Origin of the sequence: Paenirhodobacter enshiensis (genome assembly GCF_000740785.1) — a bacterium.
In the GTDB taxonomy this organism is placed as follows: domain Bacteria; phylum Pseudomonadota; class Alphaproteobacteria; order Rhodobacterales; family Rhodobacteraceae; genus Rhodobacter; species Rhodobacter enshiensis.
This window is the reverse complement of sequence record NZ_JFZB01000001.1, coordinates 1-22,841: the sequence shown is the minus strand read 5'-3', so window position 1 is coordinate 22,841 and position 22,841 is coordinate 1. Positions and strand designations below refer to the sequence as shown.

The 22,841-nt window shown below is 69.6% G+C and carries 18 protein-coding genes, 1 tRNA gene and 1 CRISPR repeat array; of the genes, 13 read left to right on the top strand and 6 right to left on the bottom strand.

Features of this window, described 5'->3' with window-relative positions; translation table 11 throughout:
- Nucleotides 1-11 precede the first annotated feature (11 nt).
- A complete protein-coding gene (locus CG50_RS00095; protein ID WP_081880211.1) occupies nt 12-1,088 on the top strand; it encodes a class I SAM-dependent methyltransferase in 1,077 nt (358 codons plus the stop codon).
- Nucleotides 1,089-1,152: 64 nt separating this feature from the next.
- Nucleotides 1,153-1,962 carry an SDR family NAD(P)-dependent oxidoreductase gene (locus CG50_RS00090; protein ID WP_036633796.1) on the top strand — a complete coding sequence of 270 codons (810 nt, stop codon included), beginning with the start codon at nt 1,153-1,155 and terminating at the stop codon, nt 1,960-1,962.
- Between the two features lie 16 nt (nt 1,963-1,978).
- On the opposite strand, the gene CG50_RS00085 is transcribed toward CG50_RS00090, so the two are convergent.
- Nucleotides 1,979-2,449 (bottom strand): hypothetical protein, encoded by a 471-nt coding sequence (locus CG50_RS00085; protein ID WP_051909260.1) that lies wholly within the window; start codon nt 2,447-2,449, stop codon nt 1,979-1,981.
- 148 nt (nt 2,450-2,597) lie between these two features.
- Here CG50_RS00085 and hemF point away from each other — a divergent pair, with 148 nt between their 5' ends.
- Both hemF and CG50_RS00075 read left to right on the top strand, forming a co-directional pair.
- Nucleotides 2,598-3,479, top strand: coding sequence for an oxygen-dependent coproporphyrinogen oxidase (gene hemF / locus CG50_RS00080; protein WP_036633795.1), 882 nt, complete (start codon nt 2,598-2,600; stop codon nt 3,477-3,479).
- Nucleotides 3,480-3,747: 268 nt separating this feature from the next.
- Nucleotides 3,748-5,706 (top strand): DEAD/DEAH box helicase, encoded by a 1,959-nt coding sequence (locus tag CG50_RS00075; RefSeq protein ID WP_036633794.1) that lies wholly within the window; start codon nt 3,748-3,750, stop codon nt 5,704-5,706.
- 128 nt (nt 5,707-5,834) lie between these two features.
- Here the strand turns inward: CG50_RS00075 and hemE are convergent, their stop codons facing one another.
- The gene (gene hemE / locus CG50_RS00070; RefSeq protein WP_036633792.1) at nt 5,835-6,866 is read right to left on the bottom strand and encodes a uroporphyrinogen decarboxylase; all 1,032 of its coding nucleotides are present in this window, start codon (nt 6,864-6,866) and stop codon (nt 5,835-5,837) included.
- A 135-nt stretch (nt 6,867-7,001) separates the two neighbouring features.
- Here hemE and hemC point away from each other — a divergent pair, with 135 nt between their 5' ends.
- The 3 genes from hemC to CG50_RS00055 all read left to right on the top strand — a co-directional run bounded on the left by hemC (nt 7,002) and on the right by CG50_RS00055 (nt 10,889).
- Nucleotides 7,002-7,934, top strand: coding sequence for a hydroxymethylbilane synthase (gene hemC / locus CG50_RS00065; protein WP_036634250.1), 933 nt, complete (start codon nt 7,002-7,004; stop codon nt 7,932-7,934).
- Between the two features lie 29 nt (nt 7,935-7,963).
- Nucleotides 7,964-9,349 carry an FAD-binding oxidoreductase gene (locus tag CG50_RS00060; RefSeq protein WP_036633790.1) on the top strand — a complete coding sequence of 462 codons (1,386 nt, stop codon included), beginning with the start codon at nt 7,964-7,966 and terminating at the stop codon, nt 9,347-9,349.
- 331 nt (nt 9,350-9,680) lie between these two features.
- Nucleotides 9,681-10,889, top strand: a complete 1,209-nt coding sequence (locus tag CG50_RS00055; protein WP_036633789.1) for an MFS transporter — start codon at nt 9,681-9,683, stop codon at nt 10,887-10,889.
- Nucleotides 10,890-10,892: 3 nt separating this feature from the next.
- Here the strand turns inward: CG50_RS00055 and CG50_RS00050 are convergent, their stop codons facing one another.
- Entirely contained in the window at nt 10,893-11,531 is a 639-nt protein-coding gene (locus CG50_RS00050) for an arylesterase (RefSeq protein WP_245615529.1), read from the bottom strand.
- 70 nt (nt 11,532-11,601) lie between these two features.
- On the opposite strand from CG50_RS00050, the gene CG50_RS00045 reads away from it, so the two are divergent.
- Nucleotides 11,602-12,288: an ABC transporter ATP-binding protein gene (locus tag CG50_RS00045; protein ID WP_036634248.1), complete on the top strand. Its 687-nt coding sequence runs from the start codon at nt 11,602-11,604 to the stop codon at nt 12,286-12,288.
- Nucleotides 12,285-14,786: an ABC transporter permease gene (locus CG50_RS00040; protein WP_036633787.1), complete on the top strand. Its 2,502-nt coding sequence runs from the start codon at nt 12,285-12,287 to the stop codon at nt 14,784-14,786. Before CG50_RS00045 ends, CG50_RS00040 begins: the two co-directional genes overlap by 4 nt.
- Before the next feature lie 99 nt (nt 14,787-14,885).
- On the opposite strand, the gene CG50_RS00035 is transcribed toward CG50_RS00040, so the two are convergent.
- The gene (locus CG50_RS00035; protein ID WP_036633785.1) at nt 14,886-15,362 is read right to left on the bottom strand and encodes a transglycosylase SLT domain-containing protein; all 477 of its coding nucleotides are present in this window, start codon (nt 15,360-15,362) and stop codon (nt 14,886-14,888) included.
- A gap of 178 nt (nt 15,363-15,540) precedes the next feature.
- Between CG50_RS00035 and glpD the strand changes: the two genes are divergently transcribed.
- Nucleotides 15,541-17,088 carry a glycerol-3-phosphate dehydrogenase gene (gene glpD / locus CG50_RS00030; RefSeq protein ID WP_036633783.1) on the top strand — a complete coding sequence of 516 codons (1,548 nt, stop codon included), beginning with the start codon at nt 15,541-15,543 and terminating at the stop codon, nt 17,086-17,088.
- Nucleotides 17,089-17,197: 109 nt separating this feature from the next.
- Here the strand turns inward: glpD and CG50_RS00025 are convergent, their stop codons facing one another.
- The gene (locus tag CG50_RS00025; protein ID WP_036633781.1) at nt 17,198-19,627 is read right to left on the bottom strand and encodes a heavy metal translocating P-type ATPase; all 2,430 of its coding nucleotides are present in this window, start codon (nt 19,625-19,627) and stop codon (nt 17,198-17,200) included.
- Between the two features lie 176 nt (nt 19,628-19,803).
- Here CG50_RS00025 and CG50_RS00020 point away from each other — a divergent pair, with 176 nt between their 5' ends.
- The 3 genes from CG50_RS00020 (at nt 19,804) to CG50_RS00010 (ending at nt 21,215) form a co-directional block, all read left to right on the top strand.
- Nucleotides 19,804-20,007, top strand: coding sequence for a YgaP family membrane protein (locus tag CG50_RS00020; protein ID WP_036634247.1), 204 nt, complete (start codon nt 19,804-19,806; stop codon nt 20,005-20,007).
- A 166-nt stretch (nt 20,008-20,173) separates the two neighbouring features.
- Complete coding sequence (locus CG50_RS17510) at nt 20,174-21,022, top strand: L,D-transpeptidase (protein WP_338048237.1); 849 nt, start codon at nt 20,174-20,176, stop codon at nt 21,020-21,022.
- Between the two features lie 116 nt (nt 21,023-21,138).
- Nucleotides 21,139-21,215 (top strand) — tRNA-Met (locus CG50_RS00010).
- Here CG50_RS00010 and CG50_RS16410 read toward each other — a convergent pair.
- Nucleotides 21,178-21,885: a tyrosine-type recombinase/integrase gene (locus CG50_RS16410; RefSeq protein ID WP_245615527.1), complete on the bottom strand. Its 708-nt coding sequence runs from the start codon at nt 21,883-21,885 to the stop codon at nt 21,178-21,180. The genes CG50_RS00010 and CG50_RS16410 overlap by 38 nt on opposite strands.
- Before the next feature lie 194 nt (nt 21,886-22,079).
- A CRISPR array of direct repeats spans nt 22,080-22,840; the repeat unit is 29 nt; unit sequence CGGTTGATCCCCGCGTGTGCGGGGAACGG.
- Between the last annotated feature and the right edge of the window lies 1 nt (nt 22,841).

Here is a 22,841-nt window from a genome sequence, read left to right as displayed (position 1 = left end):
CTGATCGCCCGATGACCCACCCCCGCCTGTCGCTCGTCCTCGACGCGCCCGATGTCTTGCCGCCCGAAGGCCGCATTGCGCTGTTCCGCCCGCTCGCCGACACGGATCTGAGCGATCTGCCGCGCGAGCGGTTGCACGCCATTCAGGGGTTCCGCCCCGATCACGACGCGCTCGCCGCGCGCGGGATCGCCACCTCGGCCCGCGCCGAGGGGCCCTATGCGGCGGCCGTGGTCTTCGTGCCGCGCGCCAAGGCCGAGGCCCGCGCTCTCGTCGCCGAGGCGATGGCGAGCGTCGTCCCCGGCGGTCCGGTCTGGATCGACGGGCTGAAGACCGACGGCATCGATTCCCTGCTGAAAGAGCTGCGCGCCCGCGTGCCGGTGTCCGAGCCGCTCGCCAAGGCGCATGGCAAGATTTTCCGCCTCACGGCCGATCCCGAGGCGCTCGCCGACTGGGCCGGGCGCGAGCAGACCCCGGCCGAGGGCTTCGTGACGCTGCCGGGAACATTTTCGGCCGATGCGATCGACCGGGGCTCGGCGCTCCTCGCCGCCTGCCTGCCCGAGACGCTGCCCGCGCGCGTCGCGGACCTTGGCGCGGGGTGGGGTTGGCTTTCGGCGCAGATTTTGGCGAAGCCGGGGGTCGAGCGCCTCGATCTGGTCGAGGCCGAGGCGGCGGCGCTTGACTGCGCCCGGCGCAACGTCACCGATCCCAGGGCGCGGTTCCACTGGGCCGATGCGCTGCGCTGGTCTTCGGACGAGCGGTATGGCGCGGTGGTGATGAACCCGCCGTTCCACACCGGGCGTGCGGCGGATCCGGCGCTCGGTGCGGCGTTCATCCGCGCAGCGGGCGGGATGCTGTCGCTCTCGGGCACGCTTTGGATGGTGGCGAACCGCCATCTGCCCTATGACGAGGTGTTGCGCGCCGCCTTCCATGAGGTCGAGGAGCTGACGCTGCCGGGCGGGCGCGACGGCGTGTTCCGGCTGATCCGTGCCTCGAAACCCATTGTCGGCGCCGCGGCGCGGGCGGCTGCGGCCCCTGTCGCCACGCGTCCGGCCACGCGTCCGGCTTCCGGGCCGCGCAAACGGCGCTGACCGGCGCTTTCATCCCGGGGCCGGGCATCGGCCCTCAGCGATCAGCCAAGCGAAAGAGGTTCTCATGTCCCTCGCCATCACCGGCAAGACCGCCATCGTCACCGGCGCGGCCTCAAGCCTCGGCCTCGCCATCGCGCGTCATTTCATCGACCGCGGGGCGCTGGTCGTGTGTTCCGACATCGACGAGGAGCGGCTCGAGGCCGAGTTCGGCGATCTCGCCCGCCATGACGGTCCGGTGCGGCTGTTCGCGGCCGATCTGTGCGAGAAACTCTCGATGGCGAACCTGCTCTCGACGGCCATCGACGGCTTCGGTCAGGTCGACATTCTGGTCAATGCGGCGCGGATGTTCGTGCCGGACGATCCGCTCGATCCGGCAAGCGATGCGCTGATGACGATGCTGCGCCACAACCTGATGGCAGGGCTGAAGCTGAGCCAGATGACCGCGCGCCGGATGATCCAGCAAGCCGAGCGCGAGGGCCGTGAGCATGGCGAGCTGGGCGCCATCGTCAATGTCTCCTCGGTCGCGGCGCGGCGTGCTCAGCCGGGGATCCTGTCCTATTCGATCGCCTGCGCGGCGCAGGATCAGGCGACGCGCAGCCTCGCGGTGGCACTTGCGGCGCACAGGATCCGGGTGAACGGGGTGGCGTTCGCCTCGGTGATGTCGGGGTCTTTGCAGGGCGCGCTGAAAGAGAACGAGGGCTGGCGCGACGAGATCGTCGCGGGCACCCCGCTCGGCCGCATCGCGCCGCCGACCGAATTGGTCGAGACGGTGCAATACCTTTCCTCCCCGGCGGCGAGCTTCGTCACCGGGCAGATCGTCACGGTGGACGGCGGGCGCGACCTGCTCGATCCGGTGCGGGTGCCGGCCTACTGAGTGTCCGCCCGCGCCGTCACCTGCGTGCCGTGACGGGCGGTTCCATGACGGGCGCTGCTACGGGCGCCGCGACGGGGGCAGGCGTGCCGTAGGTGGCGTTGCAGGCGGCGATCTGGGCGTTCATCTGCGGTTGCAACGCGGCGATGCGCGCGATCAGGGCATCGCGCTTGCGCGCCTCGGCCGCCGGGTCAATCGGCACGCTGCGCTGTCTGGTGACGGTATCGGTGACCGGGCACATGCGCGGGCGCTGGATGATCTCGCCATGCCGGCCGGGGAAGGTGTCGTAGCCGCACATCTCCCAGTCCATCACCGGAACTTCATAGCTCTGATAGGCATAGCCGCGGGCCAGGTTGCCGTTCACCGCGGTCAGCATGGATTGCAGGTTGCGCACCTCGGCGGTCGCGCCATTGATGCAGCGCTGCTGCGGCGTCGCGCAGGCGGCCAGCGCCACAAGGCTGAGCAGGGGGAAAACGGTCGCGCGGTGCATCGGAGGCCTCCTTGGGTTCGCCTCATCCTGCTGCAGCCCGGCCGGAAAGGCAATTGCCCGCCGCGCGGCCGGGCTTTTCCCGCCGGGCGGCTTTTGATACCCCGGAACCGGGGTCCCGTCCGGGGGCCTGACCCGAAGGAGGTTCCCGATGACAGACCCGTTCGCCCCCCGCAAGACCCGTGCGGCCGAGTGGTTTCGCACGCTGCGCGACCGCATCGTGACCGCCTTCGAAGGGCTCGAGGCCCGGGCCACCGCCGAAGGCGCCGCGCCCATCCGCTTCGAGCTGCGCCCGACCCGGCGCACCGGCCCCGATGGCGAGGATCAGGGCGGCGGTCTGATGTCCGTGCTGCGCGGCGGCCGGGTGTTCGAGAAGGTCGGGGTGAATGTCTCGGCCGTGCACGGAACCCTCTCGCCCGAGGCGAGCCGCGCCATGGCCGAACGTGGCGTGCCCGGCATCGCCGGCGATCCGCGGTTCTGGGCTTCGGGGATCTCGCTCGTCGCGCATATGCGCAACCCCCACGCGCCGGCGGTGCACATGAACACCCGGATGTTCTGGACGCCGGGCGCCTGGTGGTTCGGCGGCGGCACCGATCTCAACCCCTGCATCGAATACCCCGAGGACACCGCTGCCTTCCACGACACCCTGCGCCTCGCCTGCGACGCGCATGATCCGGCGTATTACCCGCGCTTCAGGGACTGGGCGGACCGCTATTTCTACATTCCGCACCGCCACCGCGCCCGCGGCGTCGGCGGCATCTTCTACGACGATCTGAACACCGGCGACTGGGAGGCCGATTTCGCCTTCACCCGCGCCGTGGGCGAGGCGTTCCTCCCCGCCTTCCTGCCCTTGGCCGAGCGCCGCTTCGCCACCCCCGCGACCGAAGCCGACCGCGAGACCCAGCTGATCCACCGTGGCCTCTATGCCGAATACAACCTCGTCTACGACCGTGGCACCAAATTCGGCCTCGCCACCGGCCATGACGCGGAAGCGGTTCTGATGAGCCTCCCCCCCCTCGCGATGTGGCGCTGAGCCCGCCGCGAAAGCGCGCCTTGCCCCTTTCGCTTTGCCGAAAATATCCCGGGGGTGAGGGCCGAAGGCCCGAGGGGGCAGAGCCCCCTTTCTTTCGCTTATGAGTGGGGCAGAGCCCCCTCCCTTGCCCCTTCGCGGAGCAAAGCCCCCGCAGACGGAAATCTGCCGTCCCGCCCCGCCATTTCCTGCACCAATGCAGACAGGGCTTTCCCTTTGCCGCCTTTGCGTCTAGAAGGCCCGCTTCCGCAATTTGAAAGCGCCGGTAAATATGACCCAGTTCGACCACCTTCCCGCAGCCCTGTCCGAGGCGCTGAGCGCGAAGGGATATGCTACCCTCACCCCCGTTCAGGAGGCTGTCGCCCATCCGGAGCTCGCCGGGCGCGATCTTCTGGTCTCGGCACAGACCGGGTCGGGCAAGACGGTGGCCTTCGGTCTGGCGATCGCCGGCGAGCTGATCGGGGACACCGGCCTGTCGCCGTTCCCCGACCTGCCGCGTGCCCTTGTCGTCGCACCGACGCGCGAACTTGCCCAGCAGGTCAGCCGCGAACTCAGCTGGCTTTACGAAAAGGCCGGCGCGGTGATCGCGGGCGCCATCGGCGGCATGGATGCGCGCAACGAACGGCGCGCGCTCGAACGCGGCGCGCATGTCGTCGTCGGTACCCCGGGCCGGATCTGCGACCATATCCGGCGCGGCGCGCTCGACCTTTCGGCGCTGCGTGCCGTCGTGCTCGACGAGGCGGACGAGATGCTCGACATGGGCTTCCGCGAAGACCTCGAATTCATCCTCGAGGCGGCGCCGGCCGACCGTCGCACGCTGATGTTCTCGGCGACCGTTTCGCCCGGCATCGCCAAGCTCGCCGGCACCTTCCAGCGCGACGCCGAGCGGATCTCGACCATCTCGGCCAAGTCGCAGCATTCCGACATCGATTATCACGCGCTGTTCGTCGACCGTTCGGACCGCGAGAACGCGATGGTCAACCTGCTGCGCTTCCACGAGCCCGAACGCGCCATCGTGTTCTGCTCGACCCGCGCCGAGGTCACGCGTCTGACCGGCAAGCTGCTGAACCGCGGCTTCTCGGTCGTGGCGCTCTCGGGCGAGCTGACCCAGGACGAGCGCTCGCGCGCGCTGCAGATGCTGCGCGACGGCCGGGCCCGCGTCTGCGTCGCGACCGATGTCGCCGCGCGCGGCATCGACCTGCCGGGTCTGGAACTCGTCATCCACGCCGATCTGCCGATCAACCGCGAAGCGCTGCTGCACCGTTCGGGCCGCACCGGGCGGGCTGGCTCGAAGGGGATCTCGGCGCTGATCGTGCCGGTGAACTTCCGCGGCCGGGCCGAACGCCTGCTGCGCGAGGCGGGCGTCAACGCCACCTGGGAGCCGGCACCCGGCCCCGAGGACATCATCGCGCGCGACCGCGTGCGCTTGCTCGCCGATCCGGTGCTGACCGCGCCCGCGACCGAGGATGAGGCCGAGGACATCGCCAGCCTCGTCGCCGCCTTCGATCCGCGTCAGCTGGCCGCCGCCGTGGTGCGCAACTTCCGCGCCGCGCGTTCCGCCCCCGAAGAGCTGATCCCCGTCACCCTCGACGGGCCGAAACCGCGCGAGCGGACCGAGTTCGACCGCGCCACCTGGGTGCGTCTGACCATGGGCCACGATCAGTGGGTCGATCCGAAGTGGCTGCTGCCGATGCTGTGCCGCGCGGGCGATCTGACCCGTCGCGACATCGGCGCGATCCGCGTGATGCAGGACCATACCTTCGTGCAGATCCACGCCGATGCGGCCGAGCGGTTCGTCGGCGCGCTGGCGCCCGAGATGGTGCTCGAAGGCAAGTGCGGCGTCGACGTTCTCGATGCGCCGCCCGAGGGGCTCGACCGTCCGGCGCCGAAGCCCGCACGCTGGTCGAAGCCGCGCGAAGGCTTCAGCCCGCGCCACGAGGACGGGCCGAAGAAGCCCCATCGCAAGGGCCCGCCGCGCGAGGAGCGTTCGTTCGAGGGTCGTTCGCATGAAGATCGTCCGTATACCCCGGCCGCACGCGAAGATGGCGGCGCACCGAAGGGGCGCAAGGCCGCTCCCTGGGCGCGCGAAGGCGGTCACGGCGGCAAGCCCGGTCCGAAGCCCGAGGGCAAGTTCGGCAAGCCCCCGGCGAAATTCGGCGGCAAGCCCGCGGGGGCCAAGCCCTCGGCCAAGTTCGGCAAGCCCGCCGGCAAGAAGCCGCGCGACAAGTGAGTCCGCTTCGGCCCGGCCCGCAACCCGCGGGCGGGCCTGAGGGGAACGCCCGGATCAAAAGATCTTTGAAACGACAGATGCCGCCCCTCGGGGCGGCATCTTTCATTTCACTCGTTCTGCCGGCCCGCTCAGCCCTGACGGATCGCCTCGATCATCAGCGCGACGTTGTCGGGATCGGCCTCGGGGGTGATGCCATGGCCGAGGTTGAAGATATGCGCCCCGCCCGAGAAGGCGCGCACGATCCGCCGCGTCTCGGCCACCAGTTCGGAACCGCCCGTCACCATCAGCCGCGGGTCGAGGTTGCCCTGCACGCAGCCGTCGATCTGCACCTCGCGCGCTGCCCAGTCGGCCGGAACCGAGGTATCGAGCGCCACGCAATCCGCCCCGGTGCGGCGCGCGAAGCCCGCGTAGTTCTCGCCCGCCTCGCGCGGGAAGGCGATCACCGGCAGGCCCGGATGACGCTCCTTCAGCGCGGCGATGATGCGGCGCGCCGGCGCGACGGCGAAATCGTCGAAGTCCTGGCCCTTCAGGCTGCCCGCCCAGCTGTCGAACAGCTTGATGACCTCGGCGCCGGCCTCGACCTGGGCGGAAAGATATTCGATCGTCGCCTCGGTGATGCGGGCGATCAGCGCCTCGAAGGTGGCGCGGTCCTCGGCGATCAGCCGGTGCGCCGGGCCCTGATCGGGGGTGCCGCGGCCGGCGATCATGTAGGTCGCGACGGTCCAGGGCGCGCCCGCGAAACCGATCAGCGTGGTCTCGCGCGGCAGTTCGCGCGCGAGGATCTTCACCGTCTCGTAGATCGGGGCGAGGCGGTCGTGGATGTCGTCCTTGCCGCGCAGCGCCGCGACGCCCGCGGGGGTGGTCACCGGGCTCAGCCGCGGGCCCTCTCCGGTTTCGAACCACAGATCGGTGCCAAGCGCTTGCGGCAGCAGCAGAATATCGGCGAACAGGATCGCTGCGTCGAAACCATAGCGGCGGATCGGCTGCAAGGTCACCTCGGCCGCGAGGTCGGGGGTGTAGCACAGCGACAGGAAGTCCCCGGCCTTCGCCCGCGTCGCGCGGTATTCCGGCAGGTAGCGGCCGGCCTGGCGCATCATCCACACCGGCGGCACGGGCTGCACTTCGCCGCGCAGGGCACGCAGGATCGTCTTGTCGGTCATTCGGTGGTCCTCCGGGATTTGTCCCTCAGTCCCGCGCCGGGCGCCGCGTGTCAAGTGCGCCAGCCGGTCGCAGGCCCTTTGCGCCACGCCGGGATTGCGCGACTCCCACGCCGGAGCTATGGCAAATCCATGCAGATGCCAGACCAGACCCACCCGCTGAAAATCGGCACGCGCGGCTCGCCGCTCGCGCTTGCGCAGGCTTACGAGACCCGCGACCGGCTGATGGCCGCGCATGGGCTGGCCGAGGCCGCCTTCGAGGTGGTGGTGATCAAGACCACCGGCGACAAGGTGCTCGACCGCGCGCTGAAGGAGATCGGCGGCAAGGGTCTGTTCACCCGCGAGATCGAGGAGGCGCTGAGTTCCGGCGCCATCGACATCGCGGTGCATTCGATGAAGGACATGCCGACGGTGCAGCCCGGGGGGCTGATCCTCGACTGTCTGTTGCCGCGAGAGGACGTGCGCGATGCGTTCGTGTCGCGCCAGGTGGGCTCGATCCACGAGCTGCCGCAGGGCGCGGTGGTGGGCTCGTCCAGCCTGCGCCGGCGCGCGCAGCTTGCGAACCGGCGCCCGGATCTGAAACTGGTCGAGTTCCGTGGCAATGTGCAGACCCGTCTGGGCAAGCTCGATGATGGGGTCGCCGTCGCGACCTTCCTCGCGATGGCGGGGCTGAACCGGCTTGGCATGGCCGACGTCGCAAGCTCGGCCATCGAGCCCGAGGAGATGTTGCCCGCGCTTGCGCAGGGCGCCATCGGCATCGAGCGGCGCGAGGCGGATGACCGTGTCGCGGCACTCCTCGCCCCGATCCATCACGCGCCGACGGGGATGCGGCTCGCGGCCGAGCGGTCGTTCCTGAAAACCCTCGACGGCTCGTGCGAGACGCCGATCGCCGGCCTCGCGCTGATCGAGGGCGACCGGCTGTGGCTGCGCGGCGAGATCCTGCGTCCCGACGGTTCCGACGCGATCCGCGGCGAGATCCGCGGCGCGCTGTCCGAAGGCGCCGAGATCGGCGACACGCTGGCGCGCCAGCTGATGGCTGAGGCGCCGAAGGACTTTTTCGACTGGCGCTGAGCCTGGCTCCTCGTTTACCGGAGACCCCCATGACCCTGATCGAACAGCTGCGCGCCATCGTCGGCGACGCCAATGTGCTGAGTGGAACCGACACCGCCGGCTGGGGCGAGGAATGGACCGGCTATTACCACTGGAGCCCGCTTGCGGTGGTGCGCCCGGCCTCGACCGAAGAGGTCTCGCGCGTGATGCAGCTTGCCTCGGCCACGGGCACGGCGGTGGTTCCGGTCGGCGGCAATACCAGCCTGAACGGCGGCACCAAGGCCGAGGGCGCGCTGATGCTGTCGCTCGCACGGATGAACCGGGTGCGCGAGGTCAACCCCGCGACCCAGACCGTGACCGCCGAGGCCGGGGTGATCTTGCAGACCCTGCGCGATCTGGCCGATGAAAACGGTCTGGTGTTCCCGCTGACCTTCGGGGCGCAGGGCTCGGCCATGGTGGGCGGATTCCTGTCGACCAATGCCGGCGGCTCGAACGTGCTGCGCTATGGCAACACGCGGATGCTGTGCCTCGGGATCGAGGCGGTTCTGGCCGACGGGCGGGTGATGAACACTCTTTCGGCGCTGCGCAAGGACAACACCGGCTACGATCTGCGCGACCTGCTGATCGGGGCAGAGGGGACGCTCGGCATCATCACCGCGGCGGTGTTCAAGCTGGCGCCGCGCCCGGTGGCCTATGCGACGGCGCTGATGTCGATGCACAGCCTCGGGGCGGCGCTGCGGCTTCTGAACCGCATCCAGGCCGGCACCGGCGGCGCGGTCGAGGCGTTCGAATACATGCCGCACAATTACATGCTGCGTCTGGCCGAGCTGAGGCCGGATCTCGCCTCGCCCATCGCGCCGGGCGAGGTGAACATCTTCGTCGAGGCCGCAACCACCGTTCCGGGCGAGGATCCGACGGAGCGGTTGCAGACCCTGCTTGCCGGGGCGATGGAGGCGGGCGATGTCGCCGATGCGGTCATCGCGACCTCGGAACAGCAGCGCCGCCGGCTGTGGCAGATGCGCGAGGCCGCGGCCGAGATCACCTTCACCGATCCTTTGGTGATCGACACCGATGTCGCCTTGCCGCTCGACCGGCTGCAAACCTTCCTCGACAATATGGCGGCGCGGCTTGGCGGGATCGACCCGAAGGCATGGACGCTGGTGGTAGCGCATCTGGGCGACGGCAATATCCATTACTCGGTCTATCCGGGCGGCCCCGACGAGGCGGTGCGCGCCGCGATCCGCGCCGCCATCGCCGAAGAGGCGGTGATGCTGGGCGGAACCTTCTCGGCCGAGCATGGGGTGGGGCTGTCGAAGCTGCCCGAGATGGCGGCGCACAAGGATCCGGTCGCACTGCAGGTGATGCGTTCGATCAAGCGCGCGCTCGATCCGCAGGGTATCCTGAATCCGGGCAAGGTGCTGCCGGCCGGGGACTGAGCGGGGAGGCCGGTTCCGCTCCCGGGGCGTTACGGCCTGCGGGTGGGCGCCGGTGCGGCCGGTGTCGCGCCATCCCCCGGGCGTTGACCGGGCGTCGCACCGCTGAGCGGTTGCCGCAGCTGATACCTCCTGCCGTGATCGCGCCGCGTGCCCGGCGTGTGATCGTCCGGGGCCGGCTTTCCGGGGATCCGGCTTTGCGGACGGGGCTTTCGTCGAAAGGCCGCCCGGTGCGCGCCGTCCCCCGCCGAAGCCCTCTTGCAAAGCGCCGGTCAGCGGCGCAGAACGGCGGCCTTTTCCGCGCGTCCTTTCCGCTTGTTCCTCCGGTTGCCCCATGTCCCCCCTCGCCGCGATTCGCCCGATCCTGCAAAGCCCGCCGCTGATCCTCGCCGCGGTTCTGATGACGCTCTATGGCGCCTACGGGGCCTCGATGCTGCCCTATGTCTCGGCGATCGGGGTGAACGGGTTCGGGGTGCCGCACGGGGTGTTCTCGGTCATGCTGATCGTGGCGGCGATGGTGTCGGTGACGGCCTCGGTCAGCCTCGGGATCCATGCCGACCGAACGGCGCGCCGGCGCGGCGTGGCGCTGGTGACGACGGGGGTGATGACGGCGGGGGCGGGCGTGATGACCTTCGCGCCCTCGGCCCCGGCTTTCGTGCTGGTGCACGGGCTGATCCTGCCCTTGTCGAACGCGCTCTTCGGCCATCTCTTCGCCTTCGCGCGGCTGGCGGTGTCGCGCCTGCCCGACCCGGCCGAGCGGCTGGCGGTGCAGACGGTGCTGCGCGCGCTGTATGCGCTGCCCTGGGTGATGGTGCTGCCGGTCTGGGCGGTGGCAATTGCCGCGGGAACGCCCCTCGACACGATCTATCCGGTCTGCTTCGGGCTGGCGGCGGCGATGCTGGCGATGAGCGCGCTGTGGTGGCCGCGCGACGGGCACACGCCGTGGGAAGATGTGCCCTCGGGGATCGGCATCCGGCAATCGCTGCGCGAGATCGGCGATTTCGGCGTGGTGGCGCGGGTGATGGCGCTTGGCGGCATCAGCTCTGCCGCGACGTTGTATCTGGTGCTGCTCGGCCTCGTCTTCGCCGAGGCGCCGGGGCGCGGCGACAGCGCGACGGCGCTCTATTCCGGCATGGTCGCGGGGCTTGAGGTGATCTTCATGCTCGCCCTGACGCGGATCGTGGGGCGGGTGTCGCAGGTGCGGCTGATCCTGACCGGGACGGCGCTTTACTGCGTGCATCTGGCGGGGATGCCGTTTCTGGCGCCCTATGGGCTGGTCTGGCTGCTGCCTGTCGCAGCGGCGGCGGGCGGCGCGATCATCTTCACCCAGCCGATGGCCTATATGCAGGAGCTGCTGGGCAACCGGCCGGGGGCGGGAGCGTCGCTGTTCGCGCTGATGAAGCTGTTCAGCGAGGGGCTGTCGGCTGCGGTCTTCGCGCTGTGCACCGGGATCGCGGGCTATGGTCTGGCAGCGGTGACGGGGGCGACGGTGGCCATCGGATCGGCGCTGGCGCTGGTCTTCATGGACCGCCGGCCGAGGTGAGCCTCACTTCACCTCTGTCAGCAGTTTTTCGATCTGCGGGCCGAGCGCCTCGACCACCAGTTTCACGCCGGCCGCCGAGGGGTGGATATTGTCGGCCTGCATCAGCCCGCGCGCGGCGCGTTCCTCGGGACTGAGCGCGGCGAGGGGGGCCAGCAGATCGGGCACCAGAACCGCACCGTGGGCCGCGGCCATCTCGGGCCAGATCGCATTGAAGGCGCGCTGATAATCCGGGCCGTAATTGCCAGGCGCGGAGAGACCGGCAAGCAGCACCGGCAGGCCGCGGCGGTTCACCTCGCTCAGCATGGCGTCGATATTCGCGCGCGTCTGCGCCGGCGGCAGCGCGCGCAGCATGTCGTTGCCGCCGAGCGCGATCATCACCGCCTGCACATCGGGCGTCAGCGACCAGCCGATCCGCGCCCGCCCGCCGGCGGTCGTGTCGCCCGACACCCCGGCGTTGACGATCTTCACCGCGTGGCCATGCGCCTGCAACCAGGCCTGAAGCTGCGGGACCAGGCCCTCGCCCTGCGGCAGGCCATAACCCTGCGTCAGGCTGTCGCCGACGGCAAGCAGCGTGACGGGCGCCTGTTCCGCCCGCAGGGGGGCAACCGCCAGCAGAACCGCCGCGAGGGCCGAGAAAATCACCCTCCGCCGCTTGTCCGAAACGAGGCTGGGGCCATATCCCTTTGACAGAACGTTGGAAATGCGGGGTCTCATGGCGGATACGGTCCTTTCTGTCGCGGATGCGCGGCTGGTACTCGATGGCGGTGCCGGCCCGGTCGAGATCCTGCGCGGCATCACGCTGAACATCAACCGTTCCGAGAGCGTCGGGCTGGTCGGGCCGTCGGGGTCGGGAAAATCCTCGCTCTTGATGCTGATGGGCGGGCTCGAACGGGCCAGCGACGGCCGGGTGACGGCCTTGGGCGAAGACCTCGGCGCGCTGTCCGAGGATGCGCTTGCCCGCTTTCGGCGCGGCGCGATGGGGATCGTGTTCCAGTCCTTCCATCTGGTGCCGACGATGACCGCGCGCGAGAATGTCGCCCTGCCGCTGGAGATCGCCGGCGCCCCCGACGCCTGGGAGCGGGCGGGGGCCGAGCTTGAGACCGTCGGTCTTGGCCATCGCGCCGGGCATTACCCGGCCGAGATGTCGGGCGGCGAGCAGCAGCGCACCGCGCTCGCCCGTGCGCTGGTGACGCGGCCGGCGATCTTGCTGGCGGACGAGCCGACCGGGAACCTCGATCAGGCGAACGGGGCGGCGGTCATGGATCTGATGTTCCGGCTGCGCACGGAATACGGCACGACGCTGATTCTGGTGACCCATGCGCCAGAGCTGGCGGCGCGCTGCGACCGCGTGGTGCGGATCGAGGACGGCCGGATCGCCGCGGATGAGGATCGGGCATGAGCCTCGCTCTGCGGATCGCGCTGCGCGAGATGCGGGCGGGCCTGCGTGGCGGCCTGCGCGGGTTTCGGGTGTTTTTGCTGTGCCTGATGCTGGGCGTCGCCGCCATCGCCGCCGTCGGTCTGGTGCGCGAGGCGATCCGGCAGGGGCTGGCCGAGCAGGGGGCGACGCTGCTCGGCGGCGATGCGCAATACGGCTTCACCTATCGGCGCGCGACGGATGCGGAACGCGGCTGGATCGCGTCCCATGCCGCGCGGGTGTCCGAAACCATCACCATGCGCTCGATGATCGGGGTGGGGGACGCCTTCACGCTCACCCAGATCAAGGCGGTGGATGCGGCCTATCCGTTGAACGGCCGGCTGGTTCTGGATCCGCCGGACGCCGTGCTGGATGAGAAGAAGGGCGTGCCCGGCGCCTTCGTCGACGGGGTTCTGGCGGACCGCCTCGGTCTGGTGCCCGGCGCGCGGTTCACGCTTGGCGGCAAGACGTTCGAGATGCGGGCGCGGCTGTTGTCCGAACCCGACAGCACCGGGCGCGACACGTTGTTCGGGCCGCGCACGCTGGTGTCGCTTTCGGCGCTCGAGGGCACGCCGATGCTGGCGCCGGGGTCGCTGTTCGACAGTGCCTACAGGGTGCAGTTGCGCCCCGGCGACGATCTGGTCACGCTGAAACGGCAGGCCGCGGCGCAGTTCCACGGCACCGGGATGAACTGGACCGACAGCCGCCGGCCCTCTCCGGGGACGGAGCGGTTCACCGATCAGCTGAGCGCCTTTCTGGTGCTGGTGGGGCTGGCGGGGCTTGCGGTCGGGGGCAGCGGGATGTCTTCGGCGACGAGTGCGTGGATTTCCTCGAAGGCCGAGACCATCGCGACGCTGCGCGCACTCGGCGCCTCGGCAGGGCTGGTGCGGCGGGTGTTCGCGGTTCAGCTCGGTGTTCTGACGGTGCTGGGCATCGCGCTCGGGCTGCTGTTGGGGGCGGGACTGGTGATGGCGGCGGCGCCGCAGATCGCCGGGGCGCTGCCGTTTCCCGTGGCGGTCGGGCTGAGTGTGCGGCCGCTGGCCTCGGCGGCGTTGTTCGGGGCGCTGACGGTGGTTCTGTTCACGCTCTGGCCGCTCGGGCGGATGACGCGGATCGGGGCGGCGCGGCTGTATCGGCCGGGGCGGGCCGGAGGCTGGCCGGGCTGGGGGGCGGTGGTTTCGTCGGCCGTCGTGTTGATCGTTCTCGCCGGTGCGGCCTGCGCCGAGACCGGGCGCACCGGACTGAGCCTTGCGGTGCTGGGCGGTGTCGCGGCGGCACTCGTCCTGCTGGCACTGATGGGGCGGGGGATCGGCGCGCTGGCGCGGCGGTTGCGGCCTCTGGGACGCGGCCGGCCGGTGCTGCACCTTGCGCTTGCGGCGCTTGGCGGTCCGGGAGGCGAGGGACGGGCGGTGATGATCTCGCTCGGCCTCGGGCTGACGGTTCTGTCCTCCATCGGCCAGATCGAGGCCGGCCTGCGCAGCGCCATCCGCAACGATTTGCCCGCTGTCGCGCCGGCGTTCTTCCTCATCGACATCCTGCCCGACGACCGTGCGGCGCTGCTCGACCGCCTCGCCGCGCTTCCCGGCGTCACCCGGACCGAGACCGCGCCGATGCTGCGCGGCGTGATCGACCGGATCAACGGCCGGCCCGCGCGCGAGGTCGGTGGCGATCACTGGGTGCTGCGCGGTGACCGTGGCGTGACCTTCGCCGAGACCCCGCGCGAGAAGCTGACCGCCGGCAGCTGGTGGCCAGCGGGCTACGACGGCCCACCTCAGGCGAGCTTCGCCGCAAAAGAGGGGGCAGAGCTTGGCCTGAAGCTCGGCGACCGTATCGGGGTCAATATCCTCGGGCGCGAGATCGAGGCGACGATCACCTCGTTTCGCGATGTGGATTTCTCGACGGCGGGGATCGGTTTCGTGCTGACACTCGACCCCGCGGCGCTGGCGGGCGCGCCGCACACCGAGATCGCCACGGTCTACGCAACGCCTGCGGCCGAAGCCCCGGTGTTGCGCCTGATCGGACACGATTTCCCGAACGTGACCGCCATCGGGGTGCGCGGTGCGCTCGAGCGGGTGGGGGAGGCGCTGGCCTCGGTCTCGAAGGCGGTGCTGCTGGCCGCCTCGGTTACGCTGGCGGTGGGCTTCGTCGTGCTGATCGGTGCGGCGGCCGGCGGCGAAGGCGCGCGGGCGCGCGAGGCGGCGGTGTTGCGCAGCCTTGGCGCGACGCGGGCGACCGTGCTGGCCAGTTTTGCGCTGCGTGCGGCGCTGGCGGGCGCCGTGGCCGGCATCGTCGCCGTGGCTGGCGGTGTGTTGGCCGGCTGGGCGGTGATGGATCGGGTTATGAACCTGCCCTACAGCATCGCCTGGGGGCCTGCGTTCGCGATTGTCGTCGCCGGTGTCGGGGCTGTGGTTCTGGCCCAGATCGCCTTTGCGCTGCGTCCGCTCGGGCTGCGGCCGGCGCGCGTGCTGCGCGAGGCAGAGTAATCGTGTCCGGAACAGGAGACTGAAGCGAAAACCGGCGGGCCCTTGCACAGAGCCCGCCGGTTTTCGCTTCTGGCCTCAGAGACCGGGATCCTGTCGGGATCAGTCGCGGGCGGGAAGCTGGCCCAGAACGCCGCGCTTCTTCGCCTCGTAATAGTAGCCGTTGGCATACCAGCCGATGGCCTTCGATTCGCTGCCATCGGCCACCAGCCAGGCGCCGCGCAGATATTTGATGGCGTATTTCAGGTTGGTCTCGGCATCCAGAAGCTGCTGCGGGCTGCCCGAGAAACCCATCGTGTTCGCGGTGCGCGGGTCGATTTGCATCAGGCCCATGTAGCGACCGTTCTTCGCGACCGGATTGTAACCGCTTTCGCGCTGCACCACCTTGTGCACAAGGGTGCGGGGAACCTGATAGTGATCGGCATATTTGTTGATCAGCGTGCGCACCTGATGGCTTTCGCCGGGAAACAGGGGCATCTTGTCGGGCATCGACTTCGATGAGGCGCGGGGGTCGGCACCGCAGGCAGCCAGCATGAGACATGCCGCGACCACGAGGGGAAGACTGCGTCTGAACGTCATCGGGATGGTTTCTCCGTCCGCTGTTTCGGTTGGTTGACTGTCCGTCGATAGATGATTGCATAGGGGCAACGGCGCGTTTCGCAAAGCGCACGATTCCCCGGTCGGCGGGATTTCGCCGAAAATGCCGGTGCTGCGGTCGGGAAAATACCCGCTCCGCTCACCGGAAGATGGAGGCCATATGCCTGATATAACACGAGAATCTCCGGTCGATCTGTTCGTGATCGGCGGCGGCGTGAATGGCTGCGGGATCGCGCGCGATGCAGTCGGTCGCGGGCTGTCAGTGCTGCTGTGCGAGCAGGCGGACCTGGCGCAGGCGACGTCCTCGGCCTCGACCAAGCTGTTTCACGGCGGGTTGCGCTACCTCGAATACCTGGAGATTCGGCTGGTGCGCGAGGCGCTCCATGAGCGCGAGGTCCTGCTGCGCGCGATGCCGCATATCAGCCGGCCGATGCGTTTCGTGCTGCCGATCGACCCGAAGATGCGCTTTCCGACCGACACGCCGGTCGGGCGGATGCTGCCCTGGCTGCACGGCCGCCGGCCGGCGGCGCTGATCCGGGCGGGGCTGTTTCTCTACGATCATCTCGGCGGATCGAAGCTGCTGCCGGGGACGGCCTCGCTCGATCTCGGGCGCGATCCGGCGGGGGCGCCGCTGCGCAAGGATCTGCGGCGCGCCTATGAATATTCCGACTGCCGGGTCGACGATGCCCGGCTGGTGGTGCTGAACGCGCGCGACGCGGCGGCGCGTGGTGCGACGATCCGCACCCGCACCCGCGTCACCGAGGCCCATCGCGAGGGCGACCTGTGGCGCATCGAGACCGGGGCCGGCACCGCCTACGCCCGCGCGCTGGTCAACGCCGCCGGCCCCTGGGTCGGCGCGGTGATCCATGACACGATCCATGTCCCCTCGACCGAGGGGGTGCGTCTGGTGCGCGGCTCTCACATCGTGGTGCCGCGGCTCTACGATCACGACCGGGCCTATTTCTTCCAGGGGGCGGACGGGCGGATCTGTTTCGCCATCCCCTACGAGGACGATTTCACCCTGATCGGCACCACCGACGCCGATTACCGCGGCGACCCGGCCGAGGTCTGCTGCACCGCGGACGAGACCCGCTACCTGTGCGATTTCGTCTCGGGCTATTTCGCCCGTTCGGTGCGCCCCGAGGACGTGGTCTGGAGCTATTCGGGCGTGCGCCCGCTCTATGACGATGGGGCAAGTTCCGCGACCGCGGCGACGCGCGATTACGTGCTGCGGCTCGATGAGCGCGGCGCGCCGCTTCTCAACGTGTTCGGCGGCAAGATCACCACCTATCGCCGGCTGGCGGAATCGGCGCTGCATCTGCTTTCTGCCCGCTTCCCGCAGATGGGCGCGCCCTGGACGGCCGGGGTGACGCTGCCGGGCGGCGATTTCGCGGTCGACGCGTTCGAGGCCGAGATCGCCGCGCTTTCCCGCGACTACCCCTTCCTCACCCCTCTCTGGGCGCGCCGGCTGATCCGTCTTTACGGCACCGAGGCGCGGATCTGGCTCGGCACCGCCCGCAGCGCTTCCGACCTCGGGCGCGATTTCGGCGCGACGCTGACCGAGGCCGAGGTCCGCTGGCAGGTCGAAAACGAATGGGCGTGCCGGGCCGATGACGTGCTGTGGCGGCGCAGCAAGCTCGGCCTGAGGATGACCGCGGAGGGGCAGGCGGCGCTTGAAACCTTCCTGACCGAAATCGCGCCGTCCTGACCGAAGACCGTCAAGGGCGCGCTTTCCCCTTTTCGGCTTTCCACAAATATCCCGGGGGTGAATTTGCCTGAAAGGCAAAGAGGGGGCAGCGCCCCCTCTCTTCTTGCCGTCACTTCACCCGGCGCAGCCGCAGCGCGTTGCTCACCACGAAGACCGAAGAAAACGCCATCGCCCCGGCGGCCAGCATCGGCGACAGGCCGGGGCCGCCGAACGGGCGCAGCACGCCCATCGCCACCGGGATCAGCGCTGCATTGTAGGCGAAGGCCCAGAACAGATTCTCGCGGATGTTGCGCATCACCGCGCGCGAGATCCTCAGCGCGCGCACCGCGCCCTCGGGATCGGCACCCATCAGAACGACCTCGGCCGCCTCGATCGCCACATCGGTGCCCGATCCGATGGCGAGACCGACATCCGCCGCCGCCAGCGCCGGCGCGTCGTTGATGCCGTCGCCGACGAAGGCGACGGCGCCGGCGGATTTCAGGGCCGCGACCGCCTCGACCTTGCCCTCGGGCAGAACGCCGGCGATGACCTTCCCGATGCCGAGACCGCGCGCGACCGCCTCGGCCGTGGTCTGCGTATCGCCCGAGATCATCGCGACCTCGGCGCCGAGCGCGCGGATCGCCTTCACCGTTTCGGCGGCACCGGGCTTCACCGGATCGGCGATGGCCATCAGCGCCACGAGCGCGCCCGAGCGGGCGAGATAGACCGGCGTGCGGCCCTCGCGGGCCTCGGCCTCGGCCGCGGCGCGCAGGGCCGAGATGTCGATCCCCGCCTCTTCCATCGCGCGGGCATTGCCCAGAACGACGGGCGCGCCCCCCACCTCGGCGTGCAGCCCGCGCCCGGCTTCGGCGCGCACGCGGCGCGCGGGCAGGGGGGCGATGCCCTTCGCCTCGGCCGCGCGCACGATCGCGCGGGCAAGGGGGTGTTCCGAGCGCGCCTCGGCCCCCGCGGCAAGGGCAAGCGCCTCGGCCTCGGTCGCGCCGGGCACCGGGATGAGCGTCACCAGTTCCGGCCGCCCCTCGGTCAGGGTGCCGGTCTTGTCGAAGGCGATGGTGCGCACCTCGGCCAGCCGCTGCAACGCGTCGCCGCGACGGAACAACAGGCCGAGTTCGGCCGCGCGCCCGGTGCCGACGAGGATCGACACCGGCGTCGCCAGCCCCATCGCGCAGGGGCAGGCGATGATCATCACCGAGATCGCCGCGATCAGCGCCGGGGTGAAGCCTTGCCCGGCCAGCAGCCACAGCCCGAAGGTCAGCACCGACAGCGCCATGACGGTCGGCACGAAGATCCGCGTCACCTTGTCGACCAGCGCCTGAACCGGCAGCTTCTGGCCCTGCGCCTCCTCGACCAGCCCGATGATCCGGGCGAGAACCGTATCCCCGCCGGTCGCGGTGACGCGAAACGCCAGCGCCGCCGCGCCGTTCACCGTGCCGCCGGTGATCGCCGCGCCGGGCGCCTTCGCGGCGGGCAGGGGCTCGCCGGTCAGCATGGATTCGTCGACATGGCCCTCGCCCTCGATCACCACGCCGTCGACGGCGATCCGCTCGCCGGGCGCCAGCTCGACCACATCGCCGGGCGCGAGTTCGGCGACCGGCAGCTCCACCGCCGTTTCGCCGCGCCGCACCCGTGCGGTGGCGGGGCGCAGCGCCACGAGGCGCGAGATCGCCTCGCCGGCCCGGCCCTTGGCGCGCGCCTCCAGCCAGCGGCCGACGAGGATCAGCGTGACGATCACCGCTGCGGCCTCGAAATAGACCTCGCGGTCGGCCTCGGGCAGCAGCCCGGGGGCGAGGGTGACCACGGTGGAATACAGAAACGCCGCGAGCGCGCCGAGGGCGACGAGCGAGTTCATCTCGGGCTTGCCGCGCAGCAGGGCCGGGATGCCGATGGTCAGGAACATCCGCCCGGGGAAGGCCAGAACCAGCGCGGTCAGCACGAATTCGATGCCCCAGACGGTGCGCTCGCCCAGACTGTGCATCATCCAGTGATGGAAGGCCGGCACCATATGCCCGCCCATCGCCAGCACGAAGACCGGCAGGGTGAGGGCGACCGACAGCACCACGTTGCGGCGCAGCCGGTGCGCCTCCTCGGCCTGACGTTCGGCAAGCGGCGGTGGCGGTGCGTCGGCCGAGGCGACACTCGCGCCATAGCCCGTGGCCTCGACCGCCTTCACCAGCTCGGACGGTGCGACGCTGCCCTGCGCATAATGCACATCGGCGCTGCCCGTCGCGAGGTTGACCGTCGCGTCCAGAACCCCCGGCGTCGCGAGAAGCGCATCCTCGACATGGCTGACGCAGCTCGCGCAGCTCATCCCCGTCACATCGAGGCGCAGATGTGCTGCGCTGACCGGATAGCCGGCATCGGCCAGCGCCTTTGCCAGAGCGGCGGGAGTTGCGGGAGCGGTGAAACTGACCTGCGCCGAATGTGCCATCAGATTCGCGCTCGCCTCGCTGACACCCGGTTGGGCGAGGAGGGTGCGCTCGACCGTTCCGGTGCAGGATCCGCAGTGCATTCCGTCGACGATGAAGCGTGCCTGTGTCATGAATCCCGTCCTTTTTTCTCTGACATGGCCGGTCTTGCGGCCAAGTCAAGTCCGCCGGTTCGCCCCGCCCGGGCCGCGCGGTCGTCATCGGGGCTCTATACACATTCATTCAGTTGAATTATTTCCCCGGCTTCTCTAGATTCGCTGCCAGACAAGATGTCCTTTCGGAGATGATCATGACAATCGACCGTGCCGTCCTGGCAATTGCGGGAACGATGGTGCTGCTGAGCATCGTTCTCACCTTGTGGATCTCGCAGTGGTTCCTGCTGCTGACCGCGTTCGTCGGGCTGAACCTGCTGCAATCGGCCTTCACCGGCTTCTGTCCGGCGGCGATCTTGCTGTCGAAGTTCGGCGTCAAGGCCGGCTGCGCCTTCCGCTGAGGCTTCTCGCCACGGATCCGACCGCGATCCGATTCGTGGCTTCGTGGCGTGCCTTCGCATCGCGGGGGGCGACCGTGCGGCCACAGCATCGCTCTTTCCGTTCCCGCGCGGTTGAGGCAACGCTTCGGCTTTGTTAGCCTGAGTCGCGACATAACCGGAGATTGTGATGTATCGTCGTCTGTTTTTCGCCATGATCGGCGGGGTGCCCTTGCTGGGCCTTCCTGCCGTCGCGCAATCCGAGACTGACGCCGCGGCCGTGACGCCCGGGGCGTCGGTTCCGGCTGCGACCGAGGCCGCGCCCGCGGCTGTTCCGGCTGCCGTGGCGGCGCCGGGGACGGCCGTCCCCGAGGCGGCGAAGCCCGAGACCGCCGCGTTGCCCGCAGCCGGGGCTGCCGCGGCAGAGCCTGCTGAGGTGAAACCGGCCGAAGCGGTGCCCACCGAGGCGAAGCCGGCCGAAGCGAAGCCTGCGCTTACCCGTGCCTCGGCTCCGGCGAAGCCCGCCACCCGTCCGATCGAGGATCCGGCGCCGCGCAGCTCCTGGCCGATCGCGCAGCGCTATTACCCGACCGAGGTCAGCGTGCGTCCCGACCTCGAGGTCGGTTCGATCATCATCGTTTCGGACAAGTTCTTCCTGTATCACATCATCGCGCCGGGCAAGGCGATGCGCTACGGTGTGGCCGTCGGCCGCGACGAGCTGAAGTTCCGCGGCACTGCGGTGGTGGCGCGCAAGGTGCGCTGGCCCACCTGGACGCCGACGCCCGACATGATCAAGCGCAACCCCAACGCCTACGAGAAATACAAGGAAGGGATGCCCGGCGGGCTGACCAACCCGCTCGGGGCGCGGGCGATGTATCTGTATCAGGACGGCAAGGACACCGCGATTCGCATCCATGGCACGACCGAGCCGTCCTCGATCGGTCATGCGGTGTCGAACGGGTGCCTGCGCATGGTGAATGATCATGTGATCGCGCTGTTCGACCAGGTGCCGGTGGGCACCAGGGTGACGGTCTACTGAGGCCGTTGCGGTCCGGTTCCGGAGGCTGAATCCGGGACGGGCCGACAATCTCGCGATGCCGGCGGATTCGGCTCTTGACGCCCCCCGCCGCATCGCATACTCAGCGCCCACAGAGTGGCTAGGTAGCTCAGCTGGTTAGAGCACGTGACTCATAATCACGGGGTCGGGGGTTCGAGTCCCCCCCTCGCCACCATTAAAATCCAATAACTTACGCGTTGTCGGTCGGTCCTGAAACAGGGCCGTTTACAGATCCGTTTACAGGATCGGGCCCGAGAAACGCGCTGTTCCAGCTTCGAAATCGCCGCTTCCCCCAGCCGCCGGTCGCGCTCCAGATAATGGGCGTCGAGGATCGCTTCCGCGTCCTTCAGCGAGTGCCCGGTGATGCTGACGATCTCGGGCACCGAGCATCCCGCCAGCGCCAGATTGACCACCGCGGTGCCGCGCGTGTCGTGGAAGGTCAGCCCGCCGATCCGCACGGCCCCCGCCTTCACCGCCGCCGCCTTCGCCTCGGCGAAGGACGACTTGAAACCGTCGCTGGTCCATGGCGTGCCGCGGCTGCTCAGGCAGATGACCTCGGCCGGGCGCGCCATCGCGTCGAGGCGGATCCGCAGGCTGTGGGTGAGCGGCACGGTCAGCCGCTTGCCGGTCTTGCTCTGGCGCAGCCGAATCGAGGCGCCGTCATATTGCGCCCAGGTCATGTGCAGCACGTCGGATTGCCGCGGGCCGGTCTTGATGGCGATCGCGAAGGGCAGGGCGACATGAACGCGCGCCGCGCGCATGAAGGCCGCGATGTCCATGCCGGCTGCCTGCGCACCCTTCACGGCGCGCGTCACGTCGGACTGGCGAAAAGCGGTCTTGCCCATCATTTCCCCTCTGTCTGTTTCATCTCGTCCTCTTCGATGGGCCCCTTCCGCCGCAGCGCGTGCAGGGGGTGTTTCCGTTTTCCCATTGGGGGTGCCAGTGGATCAGCCCGCGTCCGCCGCAGGTCGGGCACCGGGCGGTCATGCGGCCCTCCGCAATTGCCACTGAAGCCAGGCGTAGTCATCGGCGACGGGATTGGTTGATCCCCGCGTGTGCGGGGAACGGACTGGCCCAGATGCCCCGACGTGCGGCGCGGGCGGTTGATCCCCGCGTGTGCGGGGAACGGCGCGAGGCCCGCGGCCCGGTCGGCCTCGTCGTCGGTTGATCCCCGCGTGTGCGGGGAACGGTTCGCATGTGCCTCGACGAATTCCGGGAACCGCGGTTGATCCCCGCGTGTGCGGGGAACGGCAAACGGCAGCGGCCAATCAGGCGATGATGGCCGGTTGATCCCCGCGTGAGCGGGGAACGGACCTGAAGATCCGCGATGCTCGACCGCTGCGCCGGTTGATCCCCGCGTGTGCGGGGAACGGAAGTATGACGGCATGGACACCGGATATTGCGCCGGTTGATCCCCGCGTGTGCGGGGAACGGGTTCTGATCTGGCGGCGCGGAGCAGGCACCTGCGGTTGATCCCCGCGTGTGCGGGGAACGGTAGGCGTAGCGGTTCCCGGTGGCATTGGTCCACGGTTGATCCCCGCGTGTGCGGGGAACGGAATGCCCGGATGCCGCCCGTCTTGATCTTCGCCGGTTGATCCCCGCGTGTGCGGGGAACGGTTGTCGCTGACGGCCTTGTCGGCCTCGGTGTTCGGTTGATCCCCGCGTGTGCGGGGAACGGGTTTCCTCATAATACTTCTTGTCGTGTTCATACGGTTGATCCCCGCGTGTGCGGGGAACGGCTCTGGGAGAAGTGCAAGAGCTACCTTGACAGCGGTTGATCCCCGCGTGTGCGGGGAACGGA